This is a genomic window from Sulfitobacter sp. DSM 110093 (assembly GCF_022788715.1).
GTDB lineage: Bacteria > Pseudomonadota > Alphaproteobacteria > Rhodobacterales > Rhodobacteraceae > Sulfitobacter.
Genome location: NZ_CP085167.1, coordinates 3,142,875 through 3,156,095, shown reverse-complemented (window position 1 = coordinate 3,156,095; position 13,221 = coordinate 3,142,875). Strand labels below are relative to the sequence as shown.

11 protein-coding genes, 1 tRNA gene and 1 pseudogene are annotated in these 13,221 nt (G+C 59.2%); 8 read left to right on the top strand and 5 right to left on the bottom strand.

What is annotated here, in order from left to right; all coding sequences use genetic code 11:
• Window positions 1-25: 25 nt before the first annotated feature.
• Window positions 26-964, top strand: a complete 939-nt coding sequence (locus DSM110093_RS15380; RefSeq protein WP_243265890.1) for a hydroxymethylglutaryl-CoA lyase — start codon at window positions 26-28, stop codon at window positions 962-964.
• Between the two features lie 1,030 nt (window positions 965-1,994).
• On the opposite strand, the gene DSM110093_RS15375 is transcribed toward DSM110093_RS15380, so the two are convergent.
• Both DSM110093_RS15375 and DSM110093_RS15370 read right to left on the bottom strand, forming a co-directional pair.
• The gene (locus DSM110093_RS15375) at window positions 1,995-3,455 is read right to left on the bottom strand and encodes a D-alanyl-D-alanine carboxypeptidase family protein (RefSeq protein ID WP_243265889.1); all 1,461 of its coding nucleotides are present in this window, start codon (window positions 3,453-3,455) and stop codon (window positions 1,995-1,997) included.
• 264 nt (window positions 3,456-3,719) lie between these two features.
• Window positions 3,720-4,427 (bottom strand): annotated as a pseudogene (locus DSM110093_RS15370) (HAD family hydrolase).
• Between the two features lie 156 nt (window positions 4,428-4,583).
• Between DSM110093_RS15370 and clpS the strand changes: the two are divergent.
• The 7 genes from clpS (at window position 4,584) to DSM110093_RS15335 (ending at window position 9,445) form a co-directional block, all read left to right on the top strand.
• Window positions 4,584-4,907, top strand: coding sequence for an ATP-dependent Clp protease adapter ClpS (gene clpS, locus DSM110093_RS15365; protein ID WP_093927934.1), 324 nt, complete (start codon window positions 4,584-4,586; stop codon window positions 4,905-4,907).
• 3 nt (window positions 4,908-4,910) lie between these two features.
• Window positions 4,911-5,903 (top strand): class I SAM-dependent methyltransferase, encoded by a 993-nt coding sequence (locus DSM110093_RS15360; RefSeq protein ID WP_243265888.1) that lies wholly within the window; start codon window positions 4,911-4,913, stop codon window positions 5,901-5,903.
• A gap of 19 nt (window positions 5,904-5,922) precedes the next feature.
• Window positions 5,923-6,723, top strand: a complete 801-nt coding sequence (locus DSM110093_RS15355) for an SDR family oxidoreductase (RefSeq protein ID WP_243265887.1) — start codon at window positions 5,923-5,925, stop codon at window positions 6,721-6,723.
• Between the two features lie 89 nt (window positions 6,724-6,812).
• A tRNA-Met gene (locus DSM110093_RS15350) sits at window positions 6,813-6,889 on the top strand.
• Window positions 6,890-7,037: 148 nt separating this feature from the next.
• Window positions 7,038-7,469, top strand: a complete 432-nt coding sequence (locus tag DSM110093_RS15345) for an acyl-CoA thioesterase (RefSeq protein ID WP_243265886.1) — start codon at window positions 7,038-7,040, stop codon at window positions 7,467-7,469.
• A gap of 75 nt (window positions 7,470-7,544) precedes the next feature.
• Window positions 7,545-8,513: a Gfo/Idh/MocA family oxidoreductase gene (locus tag DSM110093_RS15340; protein ID WP_243265885.1), complete on the top strand. Its 969-nt coding sequence runs from the start codon at window positions 7,545-7,547 to the stop codon at window positions 8,511-8,513.
• Window positions 8,510-9,445, top strand: a complete 936-nt coding sequence (locus DSM110093_RS15335; RefSeq protein ID WP_243265884.1) for an acetamidase/formamidase family protein — start codon at window positions 8,510-8,512, stop codon at window positions 9,443-9,445. The genes DSM110093_RS15340 and DSM110093_RS15335 overlap by 4 nt, the downstream gene beginning before the upstream one ends.
• Window positions 9,446-9,512: 67 nt before the next feature.
• Here DSM110093_RS15335 and DSM110093_RS15330 read toward each other — a convergent pair whose 3' ends face one another.
• From DSM110093_RS15330 to DSM110093_RS15320, 3 genes are all read right to left on the bottom strand, one after another.
• Window positions 9,513-11,192: an ABC transporter substrate-binding protein gene (locus DSM110093_RS15330; protein ID WP_243265883.1), complete on the bottom strand. Its 1,680-nt coding sequence runs from the start codon at window positions 11,190-11,192 to the stop codon at window positions 9,513-9,515.
• A 234-nt stretch (window positions 11,193-11,426) separates the two neighbouring features.
• Window positions 11,427-11,615, bottom strand: coding sequence for a DUF2783 domain-containing protein (locus DSM110093_RS15325; RefSeq protein WP_243265882.1), 189 nt, complete (start codon window positions 11,613-11,615; stop codon window positions 11,427-11,429).
• Window positions 11,612-13,219: an FAD-dependent oxidoreductase gene (locus tag DSM110093_RS15320; RefSeq protein WP_243265881.1), complete on the bottom strand. Its 1,608-nt coding sequence runs from the start codon at window positions 13,217-13,219 to the stop codon at window positions 11,612-11,614. Before DSM110093_RS15320 ends, DSM110093_RS15325 begins: the two co-directional genes overlap by 4 nt.
• Window positions 13,220-13,221: the final 2 nt, after the last annotated feature.

The following is a 13,221-nucleotide window of genomic DNA, read 5'->3' as shown; positions in this document are numbered from 1 at the left end:
AAACGTCTTTCGCATCTCGGCAACATTGGAACTTCTTATGTCACATTCCCTAGAAATCGTCGAAGTCGCGCCGCGCGATGGGTTTCAATCCATTGGTGCGCCGATACCGACACAAGAAAAGATCGAAATTATTGAAGGCCTGATTGACGCTGGCGTGCCGCGCGTGGAAATCGGCTCTTTTGTAAGCCCCCGCGCTGTGCCTCAGATGGCTGATATGGCTGACATCGCAGCACATTTTCGCGAGGAGCACCGTTCCCGGCTGTCGGTTCTTGTGCCCAACGTGAAAGGCGTAGACCTCGCGCTAACCTCTGGATTGCGCGAGGTCGTTTACGTGTTTTCTATCTCTGAGGCACATAACCAGAACAATGTGCGCTGTTCAGTTGAACAGTCCATCGCCGGTCTGGCCGATGTCATCTCAACAATTTCCAACGATCCGGACGTTTCCCTGCGGGTTGATCTGGCAACAGCTTTTGATTGCCCTTTCGATGGTCCGGTCCCTTTTGATGACTTGCAGGTCGCGATTGGCAAAGTGTTAGACCTTGCACCCAATTGCGAAATTGCGCTCTGCGACACCACAGGCTGGGCTCCCCCTTTCAATGTCAAAAAGCGCTTTGATGCCGTCATGCAGATGTCAGAACCGCAACCGCAGGCGTGGGCCTTTCACGGTCACGACACTTACGGAATGGGCGTTGCAAATGCCTTTGCAGCGTATCAATCAGGTGTCCGCGTTTTTGATACCAGCGCAGCTGGTTTAGGTGGCTGCCCGTTTGCGCCCGGCGCAGCGGGGAACACCGCCACAGAGGATTTGGTCCATGCCTTTCGGAGCCCTGGGCCGACAACGGGCATCGATTTGATGAAACTATTGGAAATTGTTGATCGGATATCGCCCATTCCGGAAGCAGTGGTCGCGAGCCACCTTGCCAATGTAAGAAGGGATCGCCTTCGAAAAGTGCAGAATTTGTGACCTTCAAAAGAAGTGCTCGAAGGTACTGGTAGTCCTGAATAAGTTCTGACCTTGGCGGGTGCAGATGCCTTGGAGCCAAATTGGTTGTCGGTTGGGTCTGAAGCGACTGATTTGGTGCAGCCAGCCGTCCGACCTCATAGTTGCCGCGATACATGTCAGCAGGCCTATATTGAGACACGCGATCCGGGTCCCAGTCACCGATGTGGCCTGTGAATCGCCACACGCCCAATTTGGGTGCTCCGAGACAATCTCTTGATCCGTGTTCAGTCACTTTCCTTCGTCTTCTCAATCCTGCTGGGTATCCGGTGCCGTTATCCGTCGTCCTTCGGTGTGACATGGCCTCAGGCGATCGTCAGGTATAGATCGGGCAGTTTGTCCCGCTCAAACGGACCTTGGTGTAAGGTGCAGCGAATGCCTGCAAAGTCCGCACTTGTAGATTCGATCGCTGATCCTCGCTGCGGCTTGCATGAACGACCGGTTTTCCTTCTGCCCTGCGACACTGGGTTTACGCTCACGCAGCATTTTTCGTGTTGCGCTCGCTCGCAGCACAAAATCACAATGGCCGGGTTGGGCTCAAAGCCGACATTGCGCTTCGATTCTCCGGACGGCTCATCTGCGCCACAGGTGCATTCGGCGGGCATCAAGGCCAGCATAGCTTGTATTACTTCGAGCGCCGCAGCTGCATACCGACGGCCCCATGAAGCGAGAGGCGCATCTGAGGGACCAATGGGATCCCTACGGTTGTCCGGCGAAGAATGAGCCTGCAAAATCGCGCAAAATATGGCGAGATGGCGGAAGAGCTAACCCAAGTCAGGGTCTTGCGCTATTCGCTGCTTTCTCTCGTGAGTCGTTGGGTCGTACACTGAGGTCGGTCCTCAGCAAAACCGAAAACAACGGCAAAGCAGGGGGCGCTGCCCCCATCGCGCCGGGGGCGCGATTCCCCCGCGGGTATTTTTGAAAAGATGAAGATTGGTTGGGGGTCAGGAGCGTAGCGTGCGGGAGAAACTGAGCGGGGGAGGGGGCTTCAGTCTTAGCTTGGCCCGATCATGAAGCAGCTGACATTCCGCGCAGCGAGACGGCGGCAGGCCAGATCGGCGCTTTCGCGGGACATGCCAAGGAAGTTGGCATCGAAACCCTGCGGGCGCTGTACCACTTTGCGCAGGGTGCCATCGAGCGTCGACATCTCGGCAAGCGCGGTCTTTAGTAGCACCTTTTCAGCAGCATAGCGGCTGGGGAAACGGCCAACGTTCACTCCCCAATGGCGGCCGCCGGAGGTAGAGACACGGGTCACAATTTCCTGCTCAACCGCTTGCTGCACGGCCAACGTTGCATCCTTTGGGCGCGGCTCGGGCCGGGCTGAGGCTTGGGCTGATGCGATGACGACTTCGGCGTCTTTACTTTCCGGTGTGGCGGCTGGTACGGCGGGCGTAGTTTGCACGGCTTCACGTAAAGCTGCGGTGATATCGCTGTTGGAAACCACGCTCGTTGCCTCAGGCGCGGTTGCGGTTGCCACGACGACCACCTCACTGCGGGGGCGAAGCTGCGGGCGCTTGGAGGCTGTAACTGCCCCCACAAGGCGGATCGTCTTGCCTGCGGCACCGGGGGCGGCTGGCGCATCTTCGACATCAGCGTAGACTGGCGGCACTGGCTTGCTGAGGGGCGCGGAAGATGGCGCGCGGCGGAAGCCGAGGTCCATCAGCTCGGCCACTTTGGCGTTTCGCGATGCGGTGGATTTGCCGCCGAAAACGGTAACGATGATCCGCTCATTGCCTCGCTCAGCCGATGCGGTCAGATTAAAGCCCGCAGCACGGGTATAGCCTGTTTTGATCCCATCGGCCCCTTTGTAAGACCCCAGAAACCGGCGGTTGGTGTGGGAAACCTTGCGCACACCTGCATCGGCAGTGATGCGCGAGAACAGGTTGTAGTACTGCGGGTAATCATAAAGCAAATGACGACCCATGGCCGTCATGTCACGCGCGGTGGAGAGGTGGCCGTTTTCTGTCAGCCCGTGCATGTTTTTGAATGTGGTCCGTGTCATGCCAAGCTGTTTGGCGGTGCGGTTCATGCGGCGGGCGAAAGCAGCCTCAGAGCCTTCGATGGCCTCGCCAATTGCGGTGGCAGCATCGTTGGCAGATTTTACGGCGGCGGCGCGGATTAGGTAGCGTAGGGCGATCTTTTGGCCGGGACGCATGCCTAGTTTACTGGGCGGCTCCGAGGCGGCATTTTGAGAAATCGTGACTTGGGTGTCGAGGGAAAGTTCCCCCCGCTCTACCGCCTGAAAAGCGATGTAGAGGGTCATCATTTTGGTCAGGGAGGCAGGGTGCAAACGCGTGTCGGCGTTCTCTGCGTGGATTTCTTTGCCGGTGCGGGCATCAATGACATAGGCGGCGTAGGGGGCGGCGATCGCGCTGAGCGGTAAAATCACCAGAACCCAGATTGCTGCGAATAGAAATAGCCCGTAACGGGCCGGCTGAATGCGCCGAGCCTTCATTTTTACCTGCCTTTTACTGCCTCAAGCCGTCGATTTTCGACTGACCATTTATTAATTGGTTTAAAGTTAGCACAGGACGGCGCTTCGCGGAAGCCGTCGAATCTATAGGACAGGCGGAAAAAGGGCGGATCTCTCCTCCAATATGTAGAGGCTGGTTCACGATCACCCACTATAAGCGGCATTAAGGCGAGAATAAGGCGCAATTTGGGCGGAAAATGGGCGATTGCGACAGGGACCTAGAATCGCCTTTTACGCCCTAATGAATCACCCTGATCTGATCCGATTCAATGTCTCCGAAAGGCCCGATAAATCTTCAATTTCGGCAAAACGCGGGGAATTGGTTGGCGGTTCGGCATGTTCCATCGCCCATGTCAGATCATGTGGCACATAGACACCCCAGCCGCCGGCATCGATCATTGGACGCACGTCAGAGGCTAGAGAGTTGCCGACCATCAGCCCCCGCGCGGCCCCTTCGCCATGGTGCTTAAAAATGCGGCGATATGCGGCTTCGGTTTTGTGGGAGACGATTTCGACCGCGTCGAACAGGCCCCGCAGACCGGATTGCGCAAGCTTGCGTTCTTGATCCAGTAGATCGCCTTTGGTCACCACGATCAGTCGGTAGTGGCCTTGGAGGCTTTGCAGCACGTCTTCTACATGGGGCAGTAATTCGATCGGATGGGCCAGCATCTCGCGCCCGGCGGCAAGCAAATCGTTGATCACTTCGGCGGGCACCTTGCCGTCTGTCACCTCGATCGCGGTCTCGATCATCGATAGGGTAAAGCCTTTGATCCCGTAACCGTAATGCGGCAGATTGCGCCGCTCGGCCTCAAGAAGGCGTGCCATCAGGTGGTTGCGTTCACTATGTTCTGCCAAAAGGGCTGCAAAACGGTCATGGGAGAGTGCAAATTAGCGCTCATTATGCCACAATGTGTCATCCGCATCGAAGCCGATGGTGGTGAGTGCCTCGCCCATATGTGCTGCCTCTTTCCTAAATTGGTTCAGGGGTTATATAGACGGCTGCACGACGAACAAGCTCTACCCCCAGCCGCAGGAGCAGCAATGCACCGTGACGACGTGAAAGCAGATTGGATGACCCAAGCAACAGACCGGCACGCGCCGGGCTGGTTGATGATGGCGGACGGCCCAAAGGACGGCGACGACACCGAGTTGTTGACCAAGACGCGCCCCAAGACTAAACGCCCGCCGCTTTATAAAGTGATGTTGCTGAATGATGATTTCACCCCGATGGAGTTCGTTGTTCTGGTGCTTGAGCGGTTCTTTGGCCTGAACCATGCGCAGGCGTTTGAGATTATGCTGACCGTGCATAAGAAAGGGCTGGCCGTGGTCGGTGTCTTTAGCCACGAAATCGCCGAGACCAAGGTCGCGCAGGTGATGGATTTCGCCCGACGTCATCAACATCCTCTACAATGCACTATGGAAAAAGAAGAATAACACGTGATTGATCCGCGACTGGAACTGGCCCTGAACGGCGGTGGGCTGGACCTGCCCGAAACAGGCGAAATCGCTGTATTTCAGCCCTCTGTTGACGCTGACTTGGCCGATTTGCCGGTGGACCGTTGCAAGATCATTCACGATTTCAAACCGGCATATGATGCTTGGACCGCACGCGGCTATGATGCTGCGCATTCGGTTGAGGGGCGCTATGCCGCCGCGATTGTCTGCCTGCCGCGGGCTAAACACGAAGCGCGTGCGCTGATCGCCCAAGCCTGCGCGGTGAGCGATGGGCCGGTGGTGGTCGATGGGCAAAAGACCGATGGCGCAGATTCGATCCTTCGCGAAATGCGCGCGCGTGTGACAGTGCAGGGTCCGATCTCAAAGGCGCATGGAAAGCTTTACTGGATCGACGCAGGCTCAAGCGATTTCTTCACCGATTGGGAAGCGAGTCCAGCCCAGACCGAAGGCGGTTTTTGGACCGCGCCGGGGGTTTTCTCGGCGGATGGGGTTGATCTGGCCTCGGCGCTGCTGGTCGATGTGCTTCCTGACAACCTTGGGGCCGAGGTGGCCGATTTGGGTGCGGGCTGGGGCTTCCTCTCGGCGCATATCCTGACGCGGCCCAAGGTGAAGACCGTGCATTTGGTCGAGGCCGGGCATCTGGCGCTGGAATGCGCGCGCCACAACGTGACTGACAGCCGGGCAGTGTTTCACTGGGAGGACGCGACCCATTGGGAACCGCCACACCGGATGGATAGCGTGGTGATGAACCCGCCGTTTCACACAGGCCGCGCGGCAGAGCCGCAGATCGGGCAAGCCTTCGTCGCAGCCGCCGCAAGGATGCTATCGGTGCAGGGCGACCTATGGATGGTGGCCAACCGGCATCTGCCCTATGAGGCGGAACTGAAAAAACGCTTTGCGCAGGTGGCGGAATTGGGGGGCGATGCGCGATTCAAACTGTTCCATGCCACGCGCCCGCTGACCCGCCGCCGCTAAGCCTTTAGGGGGTATCCCGATGTCTTTCTCGATCTCTGGTAAAACAGCCATCATCACCGGCGCGGCAGACGGTATCGGCCTTGCCATTGCCCGGCATCTGGCCGACCGGGGCGCCAATGTGATGTGCGCCGACTCGAATGAGAAAAAGCTCATGGAAGAGTTGGGCGATACCCCCGATGAGGGCAACATCCGGGTCTTCGCCGGTGACCTGCGCCAGCGTCTGACCATTGCCAACCTCGTCTCTGCCACCATCGACGCCTATGACGAAGTGGATATCCTTGTGAACGCCTCGCGGCAGGTGATGCCCACTGATCCGATGGATATCGATGACAGTTCGGTGGAAACTCTGTTGCAGCAAAACCTGATGACGGCGCTGCAATTGTCGCAACAGGTGGCGCGGCGCATGATGAAACAGGCCGAAGGTCAGACCGAGGGGCAGGTTGGTTCGATTATCAATCTCAGTTCTATCGCCGCGCGGCAGCACCAGCCGGATATGATGGGCTATTCCATCGCCTCGGCAGCGGTGCAGCAGATGACCCGTTCACTTGCGCTGGTTTTGGCTCCGCATCGGATACGCGTGAACGCGATCTCTTTTGGGTCGGTAATGAGCGCCTCTCTGCGCGCGGCTGTCGCGGAAAACCGTGACTGGCGCGATGACATCCGCGCCCATACGCCGCTTGGCCGGATCGCAGGCCCGAATGAGCTTTGCGAAGCGGTGCAATTCCTCGCCGCCGAAAGCTCAGGTTTTATGACCGGCGAGATCATGACCATTGACGGCGGACGCACCCTGCTCGACGTGGTGTCGGCACCGGCGCATTAAGACGGGGCGGCACTTTTCTTGGGCAAAAACGGAATGATCCAGTTTTCGCCCTTGACCCCAATGCGAAGCTGCCTTATCCGACGCGCCACGGCGTTATAGCTCAGTTGGTTAGAGCGAACGACTCATAATCGTTAGGTCCCTGGTTCAAATCCAGGTAACGCCACCATCCTCCCCCTTGATTACAAAGTGAATTAGGCATTTTGCGGCTGTATGGGCGTGATTTCACCACGGCAAGCCCGTGGGTTGCACGCGGGGCTGGAAGGGGTAGAACTGGCGCAACGCCCCTGCGGGCTTGAGCAGTTGAAAGCACCCTTATGACCACGGAAAACTTCGTTCACGAGATCAACGTTACTTGGGGTGATTGTGACCCGGCGCAGATCGCCTATACGGCGCGGCTGCCCTATTTCGCGCTGGATGCGATCAACGCATGGTGGGAGGCGCATTTTGATGGCGACGGCTGGTTCCAGCTTCAGATTGACCGCAACATTGGCACGCCTTTTGTGAATCTTTCGATGGATTTCCGCAGCCCGGTCACACCGCGCCATAAGCTGATGTGCGAGACCTACCCAACCCGGTTGGGCAACAAATCCATCACCTTTGGCATGAAGGCCCGCCAGAACGGGGTGCTGTGCTTTGAAGGGTCCTTCACCTGTGTCTTTACCATCGCGGATGTGTTCGAAAGCCAATCCGCCCCCGAAGAATTGAGCCGCGTGATCAAGCCTCTGATCCGCGCCGATCTCGCTTGAAAGAACCGCTCCCGGAGTGGTTGAATTTTCCGTCATTGCAGCGTCTTATCGCGCTGAAAATTGAGGGAGATTCAGATGGCGATCAGAACGGCGGTAATCGGATTGGGGATCATGGGCCGGCGCATGGCCGAGAACATGGTGCTGCATCCTGAGTTCACGGTCGCCACGATGTGGGACCCTGATCCAGCGGCCTGTGCCGCAGCGCAAGGGATCGCGCCAGACGCGGTGCTAACCAAGACCGCGACAGAGGCCATGGCGGATGTCGATTTGGTCTATCTCGCGTGTCCCCCGGTCCCGCGCAAAGCCTACGCACTAGAGGCAGCGGCAGCGGGCAAGGCGATCTTCCTTGAAAAACCGCTTGGCGTGGATATCGCCGAAAGCCGCGCTCTGGTGGCCGAGTTGGCAGCCGCAGGCGTGCCAGCGGCGGTCAACTTTACCCAAGCGGCAGGCACGGCATTGACCGATCTGACACGGTCTATCAACCAAGGCGCACTTGGCGAGCTTTGCGGTATCGATATTGTCGTGACCTATCCCGCGTGGCCCCGCGCGTGGCAGCGTGATGCGGATTGGCTGCGCTTTGCGGAAGAGGGCGGCATGACCCGCGAGGTGATCTCGCATTTCTTGTTTCTGAGCGAGCGTGTGCTGGGGCCGCTAAACTTGCAGTGGGCCCACGCCGAATATCCCGATGACAAGCTTTGTGAGACTCATGTGGCTGCGCGACTGGTCAATGGCGATGGGCTGCCGGTTTCGATCCTTGGCTCTGTTGGTGGCGCGCAACCGGACCGCCAAGAAGTGACGGTGAAAGGCGCAGAGGCCAGTCGACGGATTTCCGAATTTGCCATCGACACGGTTTCAACCGGGGAAGACTTCGCGCCCACCAGCGATGCGCCCATTGACACCCGTGCCACCAGCCTTAAGGCGCAACTGGATGACATGGCGCTACTGATGGCGGGCAAGCCAAGCCGTCTGGCCACCCCAGAAGAAGCGCTGCGCGTGCAAGAACTTGTCGAGGGTATCTTGGCAAACCGAGGGGCCAGCGCATGACCGCAACCGTCAACGCAACGCCCGAGACGTGTCACTGGGGCTATTTTGAGGCCATGCGCAAACCCGTGCTGACGATTAAAAGCGGGGAGGAGGTGGTGATTAACACGGTCTCTGGCGCGCCGAATTGCCTGCCGCCCGAAGGCTTTCACGTCCCGCCCGAACTTTACGACATTCACAACGCGGGCCCGCCGCCGATGCCCGGCCATATCCTGACCGGCCCGGTGGCCGTCGAAGGCGCGATGCCCGGTGATGTGCTTAAGGTGGATATCCTCGACGTCGCGCTGCGGCAGGACTGGGGCTATAACTTCATCCGCCCCTTGGCCGGTACGCTGCCGCAGGATTTCCCTGAGACCTATCACACCAACATCCCGCTTGACGCAGAGCGGGGCATCGCCCGGCTGCCTTGGGGGCTTGAGCTGCCTTTGGCCCCGTTCTTTGGCGTCATGGCCGTGGCGCCGCCGCCCGAATGGGGCCGGATCGCCACCATTGAGCCGCGCAAGCATGGCGGCAACCTTGATAATAAGGAACTGGTGGCGGGCAGCACGCTTTACCTGCCGGTCTTCAATGAAGGGGCGCTGTTTTCCTGCGGGGACGGGCACGGCGCGCAGGGTGATGGCGAGGTCTGCGTCACAGCGATTGAGACGGCGCTACAGGGGCGCTTTCGTTTGACTGTGTTGAAGGACCGCGACCTCAGCTATCCGCAGGCCGAAACGGCGACACATGTGATCACCATGGGCATGGCCCCCGACCTTGACCGCTGCGCGGAGATGGCCTTGCGAGAGATGATCGCGCTTGTCTCCGAACGGGCGGAGATCAGCCGTGAGGATGCCTATGTGCTTTGTTCTCTGGCGGGTGATTTGCGGATCACCCAGACGGTGAACCGCGAAAAGGGCGTGCATATGATGATGGCGAAAGACCTGATCGGCGGCTGAGGCTGAACTCGGCAAAGACAAAGGGCCGCATCGCTGCGGCCCTTTCGCGTTTCTACCTAGTGGCAGATCATTCTTCTGCCCAAGCCATCCGCGCCGGGTGGTATTCAAACCCGATGTGGTGCGCGGCACCCACCAACCCCTCGCGGGTGTGGTTATAGAGCGAGCGCCAGTAGGGCTGGATCGTGACGCCATCGTCTTGCAGCATCTTCTCACCCTTAGCCATGATCTCGCGCCGTGCGTCGACATCGGCCGTGGCCAGTGCTTCGGAGAGCAGCGCGTCGAACTCGGGGTTGGCATAGCCAAACTCGTTCCACGCCTCGCCCGAGCGATAGGCCAGCGCCCAGATTTGCACGCCCAGAGGCCGCGCGTTCCAGTTGGTGGAGGAGAAAGGGTATTTCACCCAGTCGTTCCAGAAGGTCGAGCCGGGCAGGATCGTCCGCTTGACCTTGATGCCCGCGTCACGCAACTGCGCGGCCACGGCATCGGTCGTGTCCTTGCGCCACGCATCGTCGATCGAAAAGAGCTCATGCTCATAATCCGCCATACCGGCTTCTTCCATCAGCGCGCGGGCGGCTTCTGGATCGGTCTTGGGCGGTTCAACCTCTGCGTATTCCGGGTGCATCGGGCCAACGTGGTGGTTTTCGGCCACGATCCCGCGCCCGGCATAGCCCAGTTCCAGCAGCACAGCGTTGTCGACGGCGAGTTGCAAGGCGTTGCGCACGCGCTTGTCCTCGTAAGGCTTCATGCCGTCGATTTCAGCCAATTGGTTGGGGCGGATCACGATGGTCGCCGCCGTGGCAATCTCGTTCTCGATCCAACCGTCGAGCGTGCTCATCACGTCGATGTATTCGCCTTCCATGGAATAGAACGCATCGACCTCTTCGGCCTCAGCAGCGGCGATCCATGCAGATGGGTCGGTGCCATAGTCGATGTATTCAAGGCGGTCGATGTAGGGGCCGCCAAAGACCTCAGTGCCCCACCACGTATGGTCGGGGTTCTTGACCAACACGCTTTTCACGCCCACTTCGAGCGATTCCGGCAAATAGGCGCCGGTACCGACAGGGTTGTCGAGCATGGTGTCGGGGTCAAAGCCTTCGGGTGTGATCGCGGCGGGGTAGTCGGCCATGCCGGGGATCAGCGTGATATCGGACGTGGGCAGTGTCAGCTTGACGGTGTGGTCATCCACCACCTCAATCGCGCCTTCGATGGCCTTGCCGGTTTCTTCATCCACCAGTGTCGCGAAACGGCCTGCCATGGAGTTGCCTTCGAGCGATTTGTCACACCAGCCTTCGATGTTGCGCGCCACGTCCTGCGCGGTGAAATCGCTGCCGTCGTTCCACTTCACACCCTTGCGGACATTCAGCATGTATTCGGTGGCGTCGTCGTTGATCTCCCAGCTTTCCAGCAGGCCGGGGGTGAAGGTGCCGTCATTTTCCCAGATGGCGAGGTACTCCAACCAACCGCGGCTGAAGTTGGCGATCTGCGACCAGTCATAGGTGCGCGGGTCTTTCAGGGCACGCACTTCCATCTGCATCCGTACGGTGCCGCCTTCTTTGAGGTTGGCATGGGCTGCGGCGCGCGCAGGCGCGGCCATGCCAAGCATGCCATAGGCCGTGGCGGACGTGGCCCCGAAGGCGCTTGCAATGGCCAGAAATTCGCGTCTGTTAACGGGGTCTTTCTTGGCGTTCTCGGCTGAATTCAGCACGGATTGCGGCAGCGGTTTTCCGGTGCGTGTCAAAAATTCCATGATTTTCCTCTCTGTTGGCGCGGTGGCCGGGGCCGCCGCAAATCCCGAGTTTGGATCGGGTCAGGTGATGCAGTTGGCCTGCTTTCGTCGCCTCTTGCGGTGGGCGTGGGGTTGTTAGTCTGCCGATCAGGCGCGTTGCGTCAAGCCTGTCGCGGGAAGTTGAAGGGCAAGCTAGCGCAGGAACGCAGCCCGGCAAGCAGGATATCTAGGGAAAATGGTTGTAGAATGGGCGAACTAGGTCAGGTCGCGTGCCGCAGCAAAGAGCGCTTGAAGCCGGGTTCGGTCTCCGACCTCATTGGCCAGCATAAGCACCAGCCGCGCGTTGAGCGCGTGGCTTTCGGCGGTGCTTAGCCCTTCATGGGCGGTCATCAACGCGGCATAGACGGTATCGCCCTCAGCCCCTAGGTTGTCTTCAAGGATCATGCGGCAACTCCTTTCGCGCGGTCAAAGGCATGGCGGATCGCGGCGCTGTCGGGCTGATCAAAAACAGCGCAGACGTGGCCGTCAGGGCGCAGAAGATAAAGGAACCCACTGCCATAGCGCCGCGGCACATGGCCTTCGCTATCTGTGAAACAGGGATAGCTATCATGCGATTGATTGATCCCGATCCGCTTCAGCCCGGCGATCTCTGGCGCGGTGATCTCGCCCGCGGCCAGCAGGGCAAACTGCCCTTGTGTTTGGTGCAGCAGCCAACAACCACCGTCCGGTCCCAGTAAAGGGGCGTCAAGCAGGGCGCTGCCCACGGGCAGGGGCGCATCCCCTGCGGTTTGCAGCGGGCTTTGGGGCAGCACGCAGGGCTGTGACAAACGGCCTGAGTTGATAAGTTTGCGCGCAAAAGGATGTTCAGAGGCAAGGGTCAGTACCTCATCGCGGAACAAGGCTTCGATGGGTGATTTGGGCGTCATGAAGTTCGTCGCACGGGCAGAGTTGCGCATGTTCTCATCCGCGCCATGGCCGCGTTCGATATCGTAGCTGTCGATCAGGCTGGGCTGTGCCTTTCCGCGCAGCACTGCGGCGAGTTTCCAGCCAAGGTTGTCGACATCCTGCACCCCGCCATTGCCACCTCGCGCGCCAAAGGGGCTGACCACATGTGCGCTATCACCGACAAAGACCACGCGGTCATGCACGAACTTGTCCAACCGTGCGCAGCGGAATTTATAGACGCTCATCCAATCCAGCCGGAAAGGCGCATCGCCCAGCATCTGTTTCAAGCGCGGCACGACCTTTTCCTCGGTCGCTTCGGCCTTTGGGTCGGTCTCGGGTCCCAGTTGCAGGTCAATGCGGTAAATGTTGTCGGGCTGTTTATGCAGCAGCGCGGACTGGCCATTATGAAAGGGCGGGGCGAACCAGAACCAGCGCTCAGGCGTGTCATGGTCGCCAAAAGGAGAGGTGTCCATCTCGACATCAGCGATCAGGAAATGCTCGTCAAAGGTTTGGCCTTCAAAGGGCAGGTCCATGCGTTTGCGTGTGGCCGACCCTGCACCATCGCAGGCGATGTACCAGTCGGTTTCCAGCGTATATGGCCCGTCCGGCGTTTCGATCGTCAGCTCGACGTGATCGGCATGGCCCTTATGATCGGTGACTTTGTTAAGAAACCGCAGGTCTATCAGGTCGGGAAACTCTTGTGCGCGTTCGGCGAGGTACTGTTCGACGTAGTATTGCTGAAGATTAACGAAAGCAGGGTATTTATGCCCCGGCTCGGGCAGCAGGTCGAAGTTATAGACTTCCCTTTCGCCGTGGAACTGACGGCCCACTTTCCAAGTCACACCTTTTTCCAGCACCCGCTCACCGATGCCCAGTCTGTCGAAAATCTCCAACGTGCGTTTGGCCCAGCAGATCGCGCGGGAGCCGATGGAGACGACATTGTTGTCGTCCAGCACTACCGATCTCACGCCCCGCAGCGCCAAGTCGACGGCCATCGACAGGCCAATGGGGCCTGCGCCGACGATCACCACCGGATGCCGCGGCTCGGGCGCGGTGAGGCCGGGCGGGGGGCTGTAGGGGAAGGGTGTGTAGGCATAGGCCATGG

Excerpts from the sequence above, each read along its gene's own strand:
- DSM110093_RS15375 (WP_243265889.1), bottom strand. The coding sequence starts at position 3,455 with ATGAAGGCTCGGCGCATTCAGCCGGCCCGTTACGGGCTATTTCTATTC.
- DSM110093_RS15355 (WP_243265887.1), top strand. The coding sequence starts at position 5,923 with ATGTCTTTCTCGATCTCTGGTAAAACAGCCATCATCACCGGCGCGGCA.
- clpS (WP_093927934.1), top strand. The coding sequence starts at position 4,584 with ATGATGGCGGACGGCCCAAAGGACGGCGACGACACCGAGTTGTTGACC.
- DSM110093_RS15320 (WP_243265881.1), bottom strand. The coding sequence starts at position 13,219 with ATGGCCTATGCCTACACACCCTTCCCCTACAGCCCCCCGCCCGGCCTC.
- DSM110093_RS15325 (WP_243265882.1), bottom strand. The coding sequence starts at position 11,615 with ATGATCCTTGAAGACAACCTAGGGGCTGAGGGCGATACCGTCTATGCC.
- DSM110093_RS15330 (WP_243265883.1), bottom strand. The coding sequence starts at position 11,192 with ATGGAATTTTTGACACGCACCGGAAAACCGCTGCCGCAATCCGTGCTG.
- DSM110093_RS15345 (WP_243265886.1), top strand. The coding sequence starts at position 7,038 with ATGACCACGGAAAACTTCGTTCACGAGATCAACGTTACTTGGGGTGAT.
- DSM110093_RS15335 (WP_243265884.1), top strand. The coding sequence starts at position 8,510 with ATGACCGCAACCGTCAACGCAACGCCCGAGACGTGTCACTGGGGCTAT.
- DSM110093_RS15340 (WP_243265885.1), top strand. The coding sequence starts at position 7,545 with ATGGCGATCAGAACGGCGGTAATCGGATTGGGGATCATGGGCCGGCGC.